General features: G+C 61.1%; 19 protein-coding genes. 5 read left to right on the top strand and 14 right to left on the bottom strand.

What is annotated here, in order from left to right:
• Together ACI2KA_RS22875 and ACI2KA_RS22880 are read left to right on the top strand one after the other, a co-directional pair.
• A partial coding sequence (locus tag ACI2KA_RS22875; protein ID WP_404504753.1) for a hypothetical protein occupies window positions 1-186 on the top strand: 186 nt, incomplete at its 5' end.
• Window positions 187-324: 138 nt separating this feature from the next.
• Entirely contained in the window at window positions 325-1,422 is a 1,098-nt protein-coding gene (locus tag ACI2KA_RS22880; protein ID WP_404504754.1) for a DNA alkylation repair protein, read from the top strand.
• A gap of 24 nt (window positions 1,423-1,446) precedes the next feature.
• Here the strand turns inward: ACI2KA_RS22880 and ACI2KA_RS22885 are convergent, their stop codons facing one another.
• From ACI2KA_RS22885 to ACI2KA_RS22905, 5 genes are all read right to left on the bottom strand, one after another.
• Window positions 1,447-2,472 carry a sulfate/molybdate ABC transporter ATP-binding protein gene (locus ACI2KA_RS22885; RefSeq protein WP_404504755.1) on the bottom strand — a complete coding sequence of 342 codons (1,026 nt, stop codon included), beginning with the start codon at window positions 2,470-2,472 and terminating at the stop codon, window positions 1,447-1,449.
• A gap of 5 nt (window positions 2,473-2,477) precedes the next feature.
• Window positions 2,478-3,365, bottom strand: coding sequence for a sulfate ABC transporter permease subunit CysW (cysW, locus tag ACI2KA_RS22890; RefSeq protein WP_404504756.1), 888 nt, complete (start codon window positions 3,363-3,365; stop codon window positions 2,478-2,480).
• A gap of 3 nt (window positions 3,366-3,368) precedes the next feature.
• A complete protein-coding gene (cysT, locus tag ACI2KA_RS22895; protein WP_404504757.1) occupies window positions 3,369-4,202 on the bottom strand; it encodes a sulfate ABC transporter permease subunit CysT in 834 nt (277 codons plus the stop codon).
• 61 nt (window positions 4,203-4,263) lie between these two features.
• Window positions 4,264-5,250 (bottom strand): thiosulfate ABC transporter substrate-binding protein CysP, encoded by a 987-nt coding sequence (gene cysP / locus ACI2KA_RS22900; protein WP_404504758.1) that lies wholly within the window; start codon window positions 5,248-5,250, stop codon window positions 4,264-4,266.
• 169 nt (window positions 5,251-5,419) lie between these two features.
• The gene (locus ACI2KA_RS22905) at window positions 5,420-6,478 is read right to left on the bottom strand and encodes an enoyl-CoA hydratase/isomerase family protein (RefSeq protein ID WP_404504826.1); all 1,059 of its coding nucleotides are present in this window, start codon (window positions 6,476-6,478) and stop codon (window positions 5,420-5,422) included.
• Between the two features lie 294 nt (window positions 6,479-6,772).
• Between ACI2KA_RS22905 and ACI2KA_RS22910 the strand changes: the two genes are divergently transcribed.
• Window positions 6,773-7,033 (top strand): DUF2934 domain-containing protein, encoded by a 261-nt coding sequence (locus ACI2KA_RS22910; RefSeq protein WP_404504759.1) that lies wholly within the window; start codon window positions 6,773-6,775, stop codon window positions 7,031-7,033.
• Between the two features lie 68 nt (window positions 7,034-7,101).
• Here the strand turns inward: ACI2KA_RS22910 and ACI2KA_RS22915 are convergent, their stop codons facing one another.
• Window positions 7,102-7,887, bottom strand: a complete 786-nt coding sequence (locus ACI2KA_RS22915; protein ID WP_404504760.1) for an SH3 domain-containing protein — start codon at window positions 7,885-7,887, stop codon at window positions 7,102-7,104.
• 257 nt (window positions 7,888-8,144) lie between these two features.
• Between ACI2KA_RS22915 and ubiG the strand changes: the two genes are divergently transcribed.
• A complete protein-coding gene (gene ubiG / locus ACI2KA_RS22920; protein ID WP_404504761.1) occupies window positions 8,145-8,897 on the top strand; it encodes a bifunctional 2-polyprenyl-6-hydroxyphenol methylase/3-demethylubiquinol 3-O-methyltransferase UbiG in 753 nt (250 codons plus the stop codon).
• Window positions 8,898-8,929: 32 nt separating this feature from the next.
• Here ubiG and ACI2KA_RS22925 read toward each other — a convergent pair whose 3' ends face one another.
• Genes ACI2KA_RS22925 through ACI2KA_RS22940 form a run of 4 tightly spaced genes read right to left on the bottom strand, consistent with a single transcriptional unit; the run spans window position 8,930 to window position 11,345 of the window.
• Complete coding sequence (locus ACI2KA_RS22925; protein WP_404504762.1) at window positions 8,930-9,358, bottom strand: DUF1178 family protein; 429 nt, start codon at window positions 9,356-9,358, stop codon at window positions 8,930-8,932.
• The gene (locus ACI2KA_RS22930; protein ID WP_404504763.1) at window positions 9,355-10,215 is read right to left on the bottom strand and encodes a carbon-nitrogen hydrolase family protein; all 861 of its coding nucleotides are present in this window, start codon (window positions 10,213-10,215) and stop codon (window positions 9,355-9,357) included. Before ACI2KA_RS22930 ends, ACI2KA_RS22925 begins: the two co-directional genes overlap by 4 nt.
• Window positions 10,216-10,239: 24 nt before the next feature.
• Window positions 10,240-10,494, bottom strand: coding sequence for a glutaredoxin 3 (grxC, locus tag ACI2KA_RS22935; protein ID WP_404504764.1), 255 nt, complete (start codon window positions 10,492-10,494; stop codon window positions 10,240-10,242).
• Window positions 10,495-10,553: 59 nt separating this feature from the next.
• On the bottom strand, window positions 10,554-11,345 hold the full coding sequence (locus ACI2KA_RS22940; protein ID WP_404504765.1) for a ComF family protein: 792 nt from the start codon (window positions 11,343-11,345) through the stop codon (window positions 10,554-10,556).
• Window positions 11,346-11,492: 147 nt separating this feature from the next.
• Here ACI2KA_RS22940 and ACI2KA_RS22945 point away from each other — a divergent pair, with 147 nt between their 5' ends.
• Complete coding sequence (locus tag ACI2KA_RS22945) at window positions 11,493-12,374, top strand: methyltransferase domain-containing protein (RefSeq protein WP_404504766.1); 882 nt, start codon at window positions 11,493-11,495, stop codon at window positions 12,372-12,374.
• 18 nt (window positions 12,375-12,392) lie between these two features.
• Here the strand turns inward: ACI2KA_RS22945 and ACI2KA_RS22950 are convergent, their stop codons facing one another.
• The 4 genes from ACI2KA_RS22950 to ACI2KA_RS22965 all read right to left on the bottom strand — a co-directional run bounded on the left by ACI2KA_RS22950 (window position 12,393) and on the right by ACI2KA_RS22965 (window position 14,336).
• Window positions 12,393-12,563, bottom strand: a complete 171-nt coding sequence (locus ACI2KA_RS22950; protein ID WP_404504767.1) for a Flp family type IVb pilin — start codon at window positions 12,561-12,563, stop codon at window positions 12,393-12,395.
• Between the two features lie 99 nt (window positions 12,564-12,662).
• Window positions 12,663-12,977, bottom strand: a complete 315-nt coding sequence (locus ACI2KA_RS22955; RefSeq protein WP_404504768.1) for a hypothetical protein — start codon at window positions 12,975-12,977, stop codon at window positions 12,663-12,665.
• A 172-nt stretch (window positions 12,978-13,149) separates the two neighbouring features.
• Window positions 13,150-13,563 carry an 8-oxo-dGTP diphosphatase MutT gene (mutT, locus tag ACI2KA_RS22960; RefSeq protein WP_404504769.1) on the bottom strand — a complete coding sequence of 138 codons (414 nt, stop codon included), beginning with the start codon at window positions 13,561-13,563 and terminating at the stop codon, window positions 13,150-13,152.
• Window positions 13,560-14,336 (bottom strand): GNAT family N-acetyltransferase, encoded by a 777-nt coding sequence (locus ACI2KA_RS22965; RefSeq protein WP_404504770.1) that lies wholly within the window; start codon window positions 14,334-14,336, stop codon window positions 13,560-13,562. Before ACI2KA_RS22965 ends, mutT begins: the two co-directional genes overlap by 4 nt.
• Window positions 14,337-14,342 lie beyond the last annotated feature (6 nt).

A 14,342-nucleotide genomic window follows, 5' to 3' on the forward strand; every position in this document is an offset into this window, starting at 1 on the left:
ACTGCTCGTCATCGCAAACGCCATTCTCAGGGACAAAACCACATTCAAAACATCCTGAGAATAATATCCACCAATACAGTTGCCAGCGCGATCAAATCCTTGATCGCTAAAGACTCTTCTCACGGCGCAGACGCGCCGTGGCTGAATGCCGGATCATCCTCGGACTTGTTCCGGGGACCGGCATGACGGAGAAGAAGTCTCGGCCCCTTGCTCGCAGTCTGCGAAAGGGCAGAATTTACCTATCCTGCTCCAGCACTGCTACCATCCCTTGCCTCCAGCCTCATGTTGCCCTAAAAGAACAAAGAGTGAACCTTGAGGGGCGACATGAGCGACGCGGCGGCACCGGCACTGAAGGAAATCTTCAACCGCGAAAAACTGCGGCATATCGCCGATCAGACGAAGGCCGTTTATCCTTCCTTTGACGTTTCCGCCTTCATGGCGCTCGCCACCGCCGACCTGGAAGCGCTGGGCATCATGCAGCGCATGCGGCAGGTGGCGACGAGCCTGCATGCTACGCTGCCGGGGGACTATGCCCGCAATATCGACATACTGACCGCCGCAGCGCCGGGCATCGGCAACGGCTTCGCCGCCATTTCGCTGCCAGAATACGTAGCCCTTTACGGTCTCGACGATTTCGATCTTTCCATGCAGGCCCTGGCCTATTTCACCCGCTTCGGCTCGTCGGAATTCGCCATAAGGCATTTCCTGCAAAAGGACTTAGGCGCCACCCTTGCCGTGATGGAAACATGGTCGCAGCACGAAGACGAGCATGTGCGGCGGCTGGCCAGCGAAGGCTGCCGGCCCCGCCTGCCCTGGTCGTTCCAGCTCAAGCCGCTGATCGACGATCCGTCACCGGTGACGGCGATCCTCGATACCATGAAGGCCGATGAGGCGCTGTATGTACGCAAATCCGTCGCCAATCATCTGAACGACATCACCAAGGACAATCCGGCTTTCGTGCTGGCGCTCATCGATACCTGGCCGAAGGACAATCCGCATACGCGCTGGATCACCCGGCAGGCGTTGCGCACATTGATCAAGAAGGGCGATGCGGCGGCACTTGCCCATCTCGGCGCGCATGAGGAAGCGGAGATTGCGCTTGCGGCCTTTCAGGTTACGCCGGACAAGGTGGCGCTCGGCAATCCGGTGCGGATTTCGGCCTCTTTCAGCTCGACGGCAAAAAGCACGCAAAAGCTGGTGATCGATTATGCCGTGCATTACGTGAAAAAGAGCGGCGATGCCTCCGCCAAGGTCTTCAAGTGGAAAGAGATCGAGCTTCAGCCCGGCGAGACATGTGCACTGTCGATCAACCGCGCCATACGCGATTTCACCACCCGCAAGCATTATGCCGGCCTTCACAGGGTCGACCTGATGATCAATGGCCGGCTGGTGGCGGACAGCGCCTTCGAACTTCTGATCTGAAGCCGGCGAGCGCCCTGCCGCGCCTCACGCCGCCGGGAAAATCTTTGCCCGGCGAATGATGACGGAACCGCGATCGCCGGCGGCGACATCGTTTTCCGGCGGTACGTCGAATTCCAGGAGATCGCCGCCATCGGTGCTGGCGATCACCCGGCGTTCGCCCGCGCGGTCGAGAACCCGCGCCACCGAGGCCGGAATTCCCTCATGCAGGTCCTCCCATTCGAGATCGCCGGGACGCGCATAGATATCGACGGCGCCATCCCCTTGCGCATAGGAGAAGGGCAATTCATTGTCGCCGACATAGACCTTGCCGCCGCGCGCCACGCCGGACACCCGGTTGGCATCGCCGAGGAAGCGCATGACGAAAGAACTATTGGGCTGGCGGCAGACCTCTTTCGGCGTGCCCTGCTGCACGATCTCACCCTGATTGAGAATGACCACGCGGTCGGCCAGATCGAGCGCCTCTTCCTGGTCATGCGTCACGAAAATCGTGGTGATGCCGAGTGAATCGTGAATTTCCCGCAGCCAGCGGCGCAGATCCCGACGCACATTGGCGTCCAGCGCCCCGAAAGGCTCATCCAGCAACAGCACCTTGGGATCGACCGAAAGCGCACGCGCCAGCGCCACGCGCTGCCGCTGGCCACCGGAAATCTGCGCCGGGAAACGGCCGCCGAGACCGTCGAGCTTCACCAGCCGCAGAAGTTCCTCGACGCGGGCGTCGATGGCCGCCTTGTCCCGCTTCACCTTCGAGACCTTCATGCCGAAGGCGATGTTTTCGTAGAGCGTCATATGCGGGAAAAGCGCATAATGCTGGAACACGAAACCGACGCCGCGATCACGCACCGGAATATTGGTGGCGTCCTCGTCTCCGAAAAAGATGCGGCCGCCATCGCTATATTCGAGGCCGGCGACCATGCGCAGAATGGTCGTCTTGCCGGAGCCTGAAGGACCGAGCAGCGCCAGAAGCTCGCCGCTTTCGATATCCAACGAAACATCGCGCACGGCGCGAAACGTATCGAAGGTCTTCACCACATTTTCGAGGCGGATTTTCATGGGAATCAGGTCTCCGTGGCGATGGCGACATCGCCGTTGGTCTTTTTGGCGCCGCGCCCGGCACCGCGCCGCTCCAGCGCCACCTTGGCGATGATGGTGACGACGGCGAGCAAAGCGAGGATGGAGGCCGAGGCGAAGGCGCCAGCCGTCTGGTAATCATGATAGAGCAGTTCGATGTGCAGCGGCAGCGTGTTGGTCTGGCCGCGAATATTGCCTGATACGACCGATACCGCACCGAATTCACCCATCACGCGGGCATTGCAGAGCACGACGCCATAAAGCAGCGCCCATTTGATGTTCGGCAGCGTCACCGAAAAGAAGGTGCGCCAGCCGGATGCACCAAGCGAGGTCGCCGCCTCTTCCAGATCGCGACCCTGCGCCTGCATCAGCGGGATGAGTTCCCGCGCCACGAAAGGTGCCGTGACGAACATCGAGGCGATGACGATGCCGGGCAGCGCAAACAGTATCTTGATATCATGCGCATCGAGAAACGGCCCGAACAGCCCCTGCAGCCCGTAAACGAAGAGATAGGCGACACCGGCGACGATCGGCGAAATGGAGAAGGGTATCTCGATGAGCACCAGCAGGAAGCGCCGGCCGGGAAAATCGAACTTGGTGATCGCCCATGCGGCCGCAACCCCGAAGGCGGTGTTGACCGGCACGGCAATCAGCGCCGTCAGCACCGTCAGCATGATGGCGTGGCGGGTATCGGGATGGGCGATGGTCGCCGCATAGGCCTTCCAGCCCTGCGAAAAGGCTTCGACGCCGATGATTACGAGCGGCGCGACCACCAAAAGGGCACCGATCACCAGCACGAAAGCGATCAGGCTGCGGCGGATGAGAGGCGCATCACCGACACGCGGCGGCTTGCGATGGGAAGAAACGGCGCTCATGTCTCAGCTCCTCACCGTGTAACGCAGCGCGCGCGCCTGCAGATAATTGGTCACGGCCAGCATCACGAAGGCGGTGATGAGCAGGACGGAGGCTATGGCGGCGGCGGCCTGATAATCATATTCCTCCAGCCGGATGAAGATCAGCAGCGCGGTAATCTCCGTCGAAAACGGCTGGTTGCCGGCGATGAAGATGATCGCCCCGAATTCACCGAGGCTGCGGGCGAAGGAAAGCGAAAGACCGGCCAAAAGCGCCGGCGTCAACAACGGCAGAATGATCTTGCGGAAGATTTCGAGATCGGAACCGCCGAGCGACTGCGCCGCTTCCTCCAGCGCCGGGTCGAGGTCTTCCAGCACCGGCTGCACGGTGCGCACGATGAAGGGCAGGCTGGTAAAGGCCATCGCCACCATGATGCCGAGCGGCGTATAGGCTACCTTGATGCCGAATTGGGAAAGCACCGAGCCGAACCAGCCATTGCCCGCAAACAGCGTCGTCAGCGCGATGCCGGCAACGGCAGTGGGCAGCGCGAAAGGCAGATCGACAATGGCGTCAACGATACGCCAGCCGGGAAAACGATAACGCGTCAGCACCCAGGCGAGCGCCAGCCCGAAAATGACGTTGAACAGCGTGGCAGCGAGCGCGCAGAGCACGGTGACGCGATAACTGGCGACGGCGCGCGGTGAAGAGATGATGGACCAATATTCGGCAGGTCCCAGACTTGCCGCCTTGAACACCAAAGCCGAAAGCGGCAGAAGCACGATGATGGCGACGTAGGTGAGAGTAACGCCAAGGGACAATTTCAGCCCCGGCAGAACATTCCGCTTCAAACCCGCCCCCATTCATCATAAAGCGACCCGGCAGTTTCCCGCCGGGCCTTTCGCCTGTTCTCTATTGCTGTGATTAACGGCTGCCGTAAAGCGTATCAAGCGTGGCGCCGGATGCAAAATGCTCTTTCTGGATCTTGTCCCAGCCGCCGAAGACATCATTGACGTTGACGAGGCGAATGGCCGGGAACTTGTCCTTGAACTCACCGACGACCTTTTCATCATGAACGCGGTGACCGAATTCGGCGGCGATGCGCTGGCCCTCTTCGGTATAGAGGAAGTCGAGATAGCTCTTGGCCAGCTCGCGGGAGCCACGCTTGTCGACGACCTTGTCCACCACGGCCACCGGGAATTCGGCCAGCAGGCTGACGGAGGGCACGACGCCTTCGACCTTGTCGGCGCCATATTGCTTGGCGATGCCGCGGGTTTCGGCCTCGAAGGTAATCAGCACGTCGCCGATTTCACGCTCCACGAAGGTGGTGGTGGCGGCGCGGCCTCCGGTATCGAAGACCGGCGTGTTGTCGAAGATTTTCTTGACGAAGGCCTCAACCTTCTTTTCGTCGCCGTTGAACTTCTCTTTCGCATAGGCGGTGGCGGCAAGATAGGTGTAACGCGCGTTGCCCGAGGTCTTCGGATTGGGGAAGACTACCTTCACGTCGTCACGGGCGAGATCGTCCCAGTCCTTGATGCCCTTGGGGTTGCCGGCGCGCACGAGGAAGGACGGGAAGGAATAGAAGGGCGAGGCATCGTTCGGAAAATCCTTCTGCCAGTCGGCGGAGACGAAACCCTGCTTCACCAGAAAATCGACATCGGTGACCTGGTTGAAGGTGACGACGTCGGCTTCCAGACCCTCGACGATGGCGCGCGCCTGCTTGGAGGTGCCGGCATGCGACTGGTCGACGGTGACGCCCGGATGCTGCTTGACGAAGGCTTCGTTCTCCGCCGCAAAAACTTCGCGGGCGACATCGTAGGATGCATTGAGGATGGTGGTCGGAGACTGCGCCTGCGCCGCAGCTGCAAAAAGAGCGGCAACCGCAGTGCCGATAATGAGAAGACGTTTCATGAATACCCCCGGAAACTCGAATGGTCCCCAACATAGCGGGCAGCGGCAAGAGCGACGAGAAACAACCGTGCTTTGCAACGGTATGCATTGGAAATTTCGCCCAAAGAATTAACCTTCGACGGGCGATGATTTCATATATGGCAGGAAGCCGGATTTCTTTTGCGCCGCCTCAAAGACGATGCTCCGGAAACAGACTGCCGGAATGCGCGGCGAAATAAGGCGCGAGGTCTTCCTCGCGCACCTCTTCCAGCCGCGCCGGCCGCCAGCGGGGATTGCGGTCCTTGTCGACCAGAGCCGCGCGCACGCCTTCGTAAAAATCATGCCGGCGCAATATCTCGGTGCCGGCGGCAAACTCCCTTTCGAGGCATTCGATGAGGCTTACGCTGTCCCGGCCAAGGCGCAGAAGCTTCAGGGTCAGCTTGAGACTGGTGGGCGAGCGCTTTTGGAGGACGTCGAGGGTCACGCGCGAAAACGCATCGTCCCTCTTTAAAAGCGCGGCGAAGATTTCCTCGACCGTATCGAAACGGAATGTCGCGTCGATGACATCCCGGTTTGCGGCTAGAACGCCTTCGCCCGCGGGCGTCGTGTAGGCCGCGATCGTCGCCCCAACCCCTTCGGCATCCGCAGTTTGCGACAGATCCTGCACCAGCGCGTCGAGACGGTCATAAGGGACGCAATAATCGGCAAAACCGGCATGGATTGCGTCGGCGGCGGTGACGATATTGCCGGTCAGCCCCAGCCAGGTGCCGCATTCGCCCGGCGCTCTCGGCAGAAGCCAGGAACCGCCGACATCGGGAAAATAACCGATGCCCGTTTCCGGCATGGCGAGCCTTGTCCGTTCGGTGACGATGCGGTGGCTGCCATGGGCAGAAATGCCGACGCCGCCACCCATGACGATGCCGTCCATCAATGCCACATAAGGCTTGCCAAAACGGGCGATACTGTAATTGAGCGGAAATTCCTCCCGCCAGAAATCCAGCACCTGCGGATCGCCCGCTTTGCCGAGATCGTGAATGACGCGGACGTCGCCGCCGGCGCAAAGCCCCCTTTCGCCCTCTCCCGTCAGCACCACGCAGGAAATGCCGGGATCGTCCTCGAAATGGCGAAGCGCCTGAAACAGGGCACGCACCATCGGCAGCGTCAGGCTGTTGATGGCTTTGGGACGGTTGAGGCGGATGATGCCGGCCGCTCCAGCCTTCTCGACGATGACCTGCGCCTCCGTTTCCATTTTCTGTTCCAATGCCGCCTCCTCCGCTGCCGTTTACATGCCCATCTTGGCGGCGTTGGCATGATCACGCAACGTTGATCTTGCCGTGTGGGAACGTCTTGCGTGCAAACCGCCTTTACCGGCACAAAATGCCGGAAATCCCCTTTCGCAATGCAGCATGTTTGCTTGACGCCCGGAAGATCATGGCATGTAATGGGTCCTGGAAATGCCGGCATTGATTCCTGTCGAGCGTGTGCCGGACCAAGCGGAATGTCGCCTTCTCAAAGGCGCTGTAAACAGCAACGGGAGACGAGCATGCAGGTTTCGGAACACGAATGGATCAGCAAAAGGGCCTATACACTCTGGGAAAAGGAAGGCCATCCCCACGGCCGCGACGCCGAACATTGGCAACAGGCAAAACATGAATTTTCGCTGCTGAAGACATCGGAAGCGACGAAACCCGCGCAGCGCAAGAAGGCAGCTCCCAAGGCCGTTGCCGCTGAAGCCGCCACACCGGATGCGGAAGCGCCGGCAAAGCCCAAAGCCCGCACCCGCAAGGCCTCTGCTGCAAAATAAGGCCGCCCGAACAATCCCTTGAAGTCATGAATGAAAAAGCCCGACGATATCTCGCCGGGCTTTGTCTGTTAGCGCGGGTCGCAACCCGGGTCACCCACCCGGCAGCCATCCCGGAGATTTTCCGGGGCAGGTGCGCGGCGCGGGTCATCCCACTGGCGACGCTCGGCAGGAAGACGACCCTCGTTCTGATTTGGCTGCCGATCGCGATTGCGGTCCCGGTTTTCGTCCTCGAAGCGGCGGCGATCATCGTCACGACGCGGCCGGTCCTGATTTCTGTCGCCCTGGTTCCAGTCACCGTAACGACGTTCCCAACGGCCATCATTCGGGCCGCCCTGACGCGGATCGCGCCATTCATCGCGGCGGCCATCACGCCACTCGTCACGCGGACGGGGACGATCCCAATCGGCGCGCGGCGGCGGAGGAGGAGCGTTCCAGTAGCCGCCGGACGGCGGCGGACGGCGCCAGCGATCCCGCTCACGATAGAAGTCGCGGTCGCGGTAATAGCGGTCCCAGTAACGTCCGACTTCGAAGGTGATGACCGGCACGCCGAGATCGCGATAATAACGCGGCTCGACATAAACCCGGTTCTGCCGGTAGGTCGTGGCGATGTAGCGCCCGGCGACCCAGCCGCGGCCAGCCACGAAGGACACGTCGCACCACGGCGTATCGGACAGGCAGCCATGGACAGTGAGCGGCGCGCCGTTGGGGATAACGACGACCGCCGGATAGGCCGTGCTCGGGCCGGAGCGCATATTGACATTGGCGGTGGCAAAGCCGCGTGTCGCGGCTTCGGCAAAAGCCGGCGCGGCAAGCATCGCCACCAGCGCAATTGCGCCAAACAGTTTCTTCTTCACTTCTTTCTCCTCAAGCAAAGGCCCGCTTTGCCCTTGTCGGCATCCATCGCTTTCGATGGACGAGTATGCGTTTCGCATACTGCCACGATCGAAAAATACGCGTTCCTCCATGAACGCAGCATGAAACAAATGAGGCGCCGCATCAGTTCCACCTGCGGCAATGCGCGCCTGACAAATTGCCGGCGGAATGGACCGCCGGTCTTGACTTCGGGGGGCAATCATCCGACTTCAATGCAACAGCAACAGGGAGCAGACCCATGAGCGAAACCGCACAGACGACCGTCGACCAGAGCGAGGTGGATCGCTTCTCCGCGATGGCTGCGGAATGGTGGAGCCCGACGGGCAAGTTCCGCCCGCTGCACAAGTTCAACCCGGTGCGGCTCGAATATATCCGCAACCGCGTCTGCGAGAATTTCGGCCGCGACCCGAAGGCCCACCGCCCGCTGGAAGGGTTGCGCGTGCTGGATATCGGCTGCGGCGGCGGCCTTCTGTCCGAACCCGTGGCACGCATGGGCGCCACGGTGGTGGGCGCCGATCCCTCGGAAAAGAATATCGGCATCGCCTCCACCCATGCGCGGGAAAGCGGCGTCAGCGTCGATTACCGCGCCGTGACCGCCGAACAATTGCAGGAAGCGGGCGAAACCTTCGACGTCATCCTCAACATGGAGGTGGTCGAACATGTGGCCAATGTCGATTTCTTCGTCACCACCTGCGCAAAAATGGTGCGCCCTGGCGGGCTGATGTTCGCAGCCACCATCAACCGTACGCTGAAGGCACGGGCACTGGCCATCTTCGCCGCCGAAAACGTGCTGCGCTGGCTGCCGCGCGGCACACACCAATATGAAAAACTGGTCCGCCCGGAAGAACTGGAGCGGCCGCTGGTGGCAAGCGGGATGGATATCATCCACCGCACCGGCGTGTTCTACAACGTGCTGCAGGACCGCTGGAATCTTTCGCCGGATATGGATGTCAATTACATGATGCTGGCGAAACGGCCGGCGCAAGGTTAACGCCGCCGGCTTGCCGTCGCGGGCGGGCCTGATCAGTTGACGTCGTCGGGCAGAACCGGCAGCGGCGCAATCTCGATGCCTTCGTCCAGCAGGGCCTTGGCTTCCTTTACCGAGGCATTGCCGATGATGCCGCGCTCGTCCGCTTCGCCATAATGGATCTTGCGGGCCTCCTCGGGGAACTTGTCGCCGACATCCTCGGCATTGGCACGAATATTGGCGACGGCATCGCGAATTTTCGCAAGCGCCTCTTTTCTGGCGGCATCCATGGCCAGCGTCTGGCGTTCGTCCTTTTTGCGGGCTGTGGAAACCGACGGCGCCATCAAGAGCTTGGAGACCTGCACGGAATTGCAGATCGGGCAAGCCAGGAAACCGCGCCGCAACTGATTGTCGAAATCGTCGCTACCGGCAAACCAGCCTTCGAACTCATGGCCCTTTTCACAGGCCAGCGCATACCGGATCACGCCGCCTCACCTCCGGCAGGCTTCAGGGGAAGAACGGTGTCCAGCCCGAATTCGCGGGCATTGCGGAGATTGGGTATCTTGCCGCGCGCAGCCGCCACCAGCGACGTGTCGATCTCGGCAAAGATGGTCTCTTCCCCGGCGCCGCCGGCCATGGCCAGCACCTTGCCCCATGGGTCGATGATGATGGAATGGCCGAAGGTCTCGCGTCCGTCCTCATGCACACCTGCCTGTGCGGCGGCGATGACGAAGGCGCCGTTCTCAATGGCGCGGGCGCGCAGCAGGATTTCCCAATGGGCCTCTCCCGTCTGGCGGGTAAAAGCCGCCGGAACCGTCAGAACCTCGGCGCCGGCCAGCGCTTCCGCCCGGAAAAGCTGCGGGAAACGGACGTCGTAGCAAATGGCGAAACCGAATTTCGCCAGCGGAAGTTCGGCGATACGCGCCACTTCGCCGGGTTGATAAGCCGCGCTTTCGCGCCAGCTCTCGCCATTGTCGAGATCGACATCGAACATATGGATCTTGTCATAGCTGCAGATGCGCGAGCCATCCGGCGCAAAGAGAAAACCGCGATTGGCAATCTTGCCGTCCGGACGGGCAATGGCCGTGGAGCCGACATGGACATGGATGCCGAGTTCGCCCGCGAGGCGGGCGCCGGTGGCAACAATGATGTCGCCATCGTCGTCGCGCAGCTGGGCACGCAGCGCCTGCCTGTCCTTCTGGATGGCACCCGTCATTTCCGGGGTCTGCACATAAACAGCGCCTTCGGCCGCGGCGGCGCGCACCAGCCGTTCCATATCGGCGGCGTTCTTTGCCGGGTCTACGCCGGAGCGCATCTGGATGGCGGCAGCCTTGAACTTCATCACATCCTCCGTCAATCGGTCTGGTCAGGCGGCCAGCATGGCGTCCAGTTTGCCGGCGCGCTCCAGCGCATGCAGATCGTCGCAACCGCCGACATGCTGGCCGTTGATGAAGATTTGCGGGAAGGTCGTGCCGCCGGATTTCTCAATCATTTCCTGGCGGTACTCGGGTGTCGTCGTGGCATTATATTCGGCATAATCCACGCCCTTGCTGTCCAGCAGCGCCTTGGCGCGGGCGCAATAACCACAAAAATCCCGTGTATAGATCGTCACCGGTGCCATGTTTTTCAAAGCCTCGCAAACGTGCGTCCAACGCACGATTTCCTCATGTCAACTAGGCTTCATATAGGCCCGGAAATGGCCATTGCAAAGGTCAAAACTGTCACATCCGCGGCACCCGCCTTGCGCAGGGCGCGGCTTGCCGCACCCACCGTCGCGCCGGTGGTGTAGACGTCGTCCACCAGGACCACGCGCTTGCCGTAAACGTCGGCCTCCCGTCCGGGCGCAAGGGAGAAAGCGCCGCGCATATTATCCCGCCGGGCGAGTGCGGAAAGCCCCACCTGCCGTTCCGTCGGCTTCACGCGCAGCAACGTGCCGGCAAGCAGGGGTTTGCCGGCCGCCTTGGCCAGATGCCGCGCCAGCTCGGCGGACTGATTGAAGCGGCGGCGCAGGAAGCGGCCGCGATGCAGGGGAACCGGCACGATGCAATCGCAGGCATCCACCGTTCCGTCACTTGCCCGCAGCATCCACTGCGCCATCAGGCAGGCAAGATCGGTACGGTCCAGATATTTCAGCCGGTGCACCAGCTTGCGGGCAGTGCCCTCATGGCTGGCTGCAGCGCGCAGTCGGTCAAATGGCGGCGGCTGGGCAATGGCCTGCGCGCTTACTGCGCCTTCCCCATGATCGCGCGCGAAAGGGATGCCCAGAACCTCGCAGAAAGGGCGATCGATGAAGCCTATCTCCCGCCAGCAATCGGGACACAGGGCTCCCGCCTCGCCGGTCATGCGATTGCAGCCGACACAGGTCGGCGGATAAACGAGGCGAAAGACCGAGCGCAATACGCCCCGCACCCCCGCCGGCACGGCGGCAGGCCTCGACAGCAATCCCGAAAACAGATCGTCACCAGCACCCATGAGGTTGACTTTAGCGCCGAACGGGTGCCTTTGCGAGAGCGATACGCACCGGCTCGATACCGGGAGCGATGCCCGAAGCGGCATGACAGACAGCAACGATACGGCCCCGCCTGTGCCCAAGACGCCGGAGGCCGAGCAGGCAAGACGATGGATATTCTCTTTGACCAGGCCCTGATCGAACAGAATCGCCGCCGGGCATGGACCCGCCGCGACGACAAGGCTCTGTTTCTCCTCGATATGGCGGCCGAAGAACTGGCCGACAGGCTGGCCATCGTCGAACGCCGGTTTGAGACAGCGATCGAACTGCACGGCGCAACCGGCGTCACGGCCCGGCGGCTGGCGGAAACCGGAAAGGTCGACGCCATTCGCCGTATCGAAACGGAAAGCTATTTTGCGACGGACGGAAATAATCCCGAGGCGGCCTCCATGGAGCATCTGCCGCTGGAGGAAGCCTCCGCCAATCTTGTCGTTTCACCGCTTGCGCTGCATCTGACCAACGATACGCCCGGCGCGCTGATCCAGATCCGGCGGGCATTAAAGCCGGACGGCCTCTTCCTCGGCGCCATTCCCGGCAGCGGCACCCTGCATGAACTGCGCGACGTTTTGCTGACGGCCGAGGCGGAACTGACCGGCGGCGCCAGCCCGCGCGTCATTCCCTTTGCCGATGTGCGCGATATCGGCGCGCTTTTGCAACGCGCCGGTTTTGCGCTGCCCGTCACCGATGCGGAAAGCTATACGGTGCGTTACGATTCGATCTTTCCGCTGATGCGTGACCTGCGCGCCATGGGCATGGCCAATCCGCTGGCAAGCAGAAGCCGCAAACCGGTCAACCGCGCCTTTTTCCTGCGGGCGGCGCAGCTTTACGCCGAACGTTACTCCGATCCGGACGGACGCATAAGGGCGACCTTTTCGATTATCTATGTCTCCGGCTGGGCTCCGCATGAGAGCCAGCAAAAACCGCTGAAACCAGGCTCCGCCAAGATGCGCCTTGCCGACGCCCTGAAGACGACCGAGGTGAAGCTGTCCTGAGCGAGAGGTTCGACGGGCTCAAAATCTTGCGAAAGTATCGGCGATAAACTGGAATATGACGTTGATATTGCTGCCGATGGCACCCGCGCCACCGATAAGGGCGACGGAAATCACACCGGCGATCAGGCCATATTCAATTGCGCTGGCGCCGTCGTCATTTCTGCGAAAATTGATGAAAGAATGCAGCACAGGATAGCCCCAATCCGCCAGCCGGCATTATGCTTTACTGAAATCACAAGTATATTAGGCCGCCATTGTGAGAAATCGGTTACCGGTGATGGTAAATGATCAGCAACCATTCTCATTATTATAGCCGGTCACGATACACGGCATTTCCGGCATCGGCTGGGTGATGCTGCGGCGGATGGAATAGGTCTTGCCAACATCGCTCTTCTTGATGGAGCCGGTGCTGATCATGTCGTAATTCTCGGGAAATTGCGCCACCCGCGTCGAGGTTTTGCCGGCGAGCATGGGGGTGATAATGAGAGACAGCGCGATGACCGCAGTGCCGAACAGCAGCGCCACATTGAGTACGCCGGTGCGACGGGATTTATCGGAATATGTGTGACGACCTTCCACCGTCTTCCAGAAATCCTCGTTCATGACCAACCTCGTCTCGCGCAGTTTACCGCTTCTTTAGCTTAATAATCTGCCAGAGGGTGCTGAACGATCTCTTAACGCAGCCCCGTTTTGGCACGGCAAAGCGGGCGCTGCCGGGCATTTTCACGGATCTGTGACGGGATATACCTTAAAGTCCGGAAGCAAACCTGCGGTTTTACAGCAGATCCTGGAGGAAAGGGATGAGCGGCTCATCGGCCGGCGGCATGGGATAATCGCGCAGCGCCTGGGGTTTGACCCATTTCAGCGCCTGCCCTTCCCGGCCATGGGCGATGCCTTCATAACGGCGGCACACGTAAAGCGGCATCAACAGGTGAAAGGTCTCATAGGTATGGCTGGCGAAGGTCAGCGGCGCAAGGCAGGCAACCTTGGTCTTGATGCCGATTTCCTCGTCCAGCTCGCGGACAAGGGTTTCCTCCGGCGTTTCGCCGTGCTCCACCTTGCCGCCGGGAAATTCCCAAAGCCCGGCAAGAGACTTGCCCTCTGGCCGCTGCGCCAGAAGAATGCGGCCGTCCTGATCGAGAAGCGCACAGGCGGCGACCAGCAGGATCTTTTTGCCCGCCTCGCTCATGCGCCGGTCCCCTTTTGCCAGTAGCGATAACGATAAGCCTCGGAAAAGCCGAATTTTTCATAAAGCGCGATCGCCGGCGCATTGGTGGACACCACCTGCAGCCAGGCGGTTTTGGCGCCGCTTATTCTGGCCCAGCGCAGGGCCGACGACAGGACCTGCGTGCCAAGACCCTTTTTACGCTGCGACTTTGCGACATCGAGCGAAATGACGCCGGCAAGATCGTTATCCTGTACGCAGATCATGGTGGCGAGCGGGTTACCCTCCACCTCCTCGTTGATGAAGAGACCGAGCGTCGGCTTGATGGAACTGACGATCTCCGCGATTGCCGGGCGCAGCGCCGGATCGCCATCGCTGACCTTGATGCTCGCCTCGACAAAACGGCCGATATCGTGGCTCGGCAGGCTGACCAGCGTTTCCGGCAGTTCCATGCCGGAGAGATCGGCCGTCATGACCTGAACCTCTTCGAAGACGGACCAGCCATCACCAGTCAGAAACTCCACGAGTTGCGGCGGCATCAGCGTCGTTTCGCGCACCACCAGCGGCCGGCCGAAATCCTCGAAGCGCTTGCGCGCCTTTTCCAGCCGCACCGCGCAGTTGCCGTAATCGGACGGATCGAGCGGCACCACGCAGTTGATGCGCTTGGAGGGATGCGACCCCGTCAGACGGATTTGCCAGCTGCCGTCATAAATCACCGACGAGGCGGGCCAGGCCCGGAAGCTGACGGCTTCCAGGCGGCGAACCAGCGGCAGATTGACGGCTTTGTTGTCCTGCATTCTCTT

The sequence above is a fragment of the Agrobacterium sp. NPDC089420 genome (genome assembly GCF_044900305.1).
Taxonomy (GTDB): Bacteria; Pseudomonadota; Alphaproteobacteria; order Rhizobiales; family Rhizobiaceae; genus Agrobacterium.

What these genes read in the sequence shown, in the direction of transcription:
- ACI2KA_RS22880 (WP_404504754.1), top strand. Translation starts at nt 325, where the DNA reads ATGAGCGACGCGGCGGCACCGGCACTGAAGGAAATCTTCAACCGCGAA.
- ACI2KA_RS22885 (WP_404504755.1), bottom strand. Translation starts at nt 2,472, where the DNA reads ATGAAAATCCGCCTCGAAAATGTGGTGAAGACCTTCGATACGTTTCGC.
- cysW (WP_404504756.1), bottom strand. Translation starts at nt 3,365, where the DNA reads ATGAGCGCCGTTTCTTCCCATCGCAAGCCGCCGCGTGTCGGTGATGCG.
- cysT (WP_404504757.1), bottom strand. Translation starts at nt 4,202, where the DNA reads ATGGGGGCGGGTTTGAAGCGGAATGTTCTGCCGGGGCTGAAATTGTCC.
- cysP (WP_404504758.1), bottom strand. Translation starts at nt 5,250, where the DNA reads ATGAAACGTCTTCTCATTATCGGCACTGCGGTTGCCGCTCTTTTTGCA.
- ACI2KA_RS22905 (WP_404504826.1), bottom strand. Translation starts at nt 6,478, where the DNA reads ATGGAAACGGAGGCGCAGGTCATCGTCGAGAAGGCTGGAGCGGCCGGC.
- ACI2KA_RS22910 (WP_404504759.1), top strand. Translation starts at nt 6,773, where the DNA reads ATGCAGGTTTCGGAACACGAATGGATCAGCAAAAGGGCCTATACACTC.
- ubiG (WP_404504761.1), top strand. Translation starts at nt 8,145, where the DNA reads ATGAGCGAAACCGCACAGACGACCGTCGACCAGAGCGAGGTGGATCGC.
- ACI2KA_RS22930 (WP_404504763.1), bottom strand. Translation starts at nt 10,215, where the DNA reads ATGAAGTTCAAGGCTGCCGCCATCCAGATGCGCTCCGGCGTAGACCCG.
- grxC (WP_404504764.1), bottom strand. Translation starts at nt 10,494, where the DNA reads ATGGCACCGGTGACGATCTATACACGGGATTTTTGTGGTTATTGCGCC.
- ACI2KA_RS22940 (WP_404504765.1), bottom strand. Translation starts at nt 11,345, where the DNA reads ATGGGTGCTGGTGACGATCTGTTTTCGGGATTGCTGTCGAGGCCTGCC.
- ACI2KA_RS22945 (WP_404504766.1), top strand. Translation starts at nt 11,493, where the DNA reads ATGGATATTCTCTTTGACCAGGCCCTGATCGAACAGAATCGCCGCCGG.
- ACI2KA_RS22955 (WP_404504768.1), bottom strand. Translation starts at nt 12,977, where the DNA reads ATGAACGAGGATTTCTGGAAGACGGTGGAAGGTCGTCACACATATTCC.
- mutT (WP_404504769.1), bottom strand. Translation starts at nt 13,563, where the DNA reads ATGAGCGAGGCGGGCAAAAAGATCCTGCTGGTCGCCGCCTGTGCGCTT.
- ACI2KA_RS22965 (WP_404504770.1), bottom strand. Translation starts at nt 14,336, where the DNA reads ATGCAGGACAACAAAGCCGTCAATCTGCCGCTGGTTCGCCGCCTGGAA.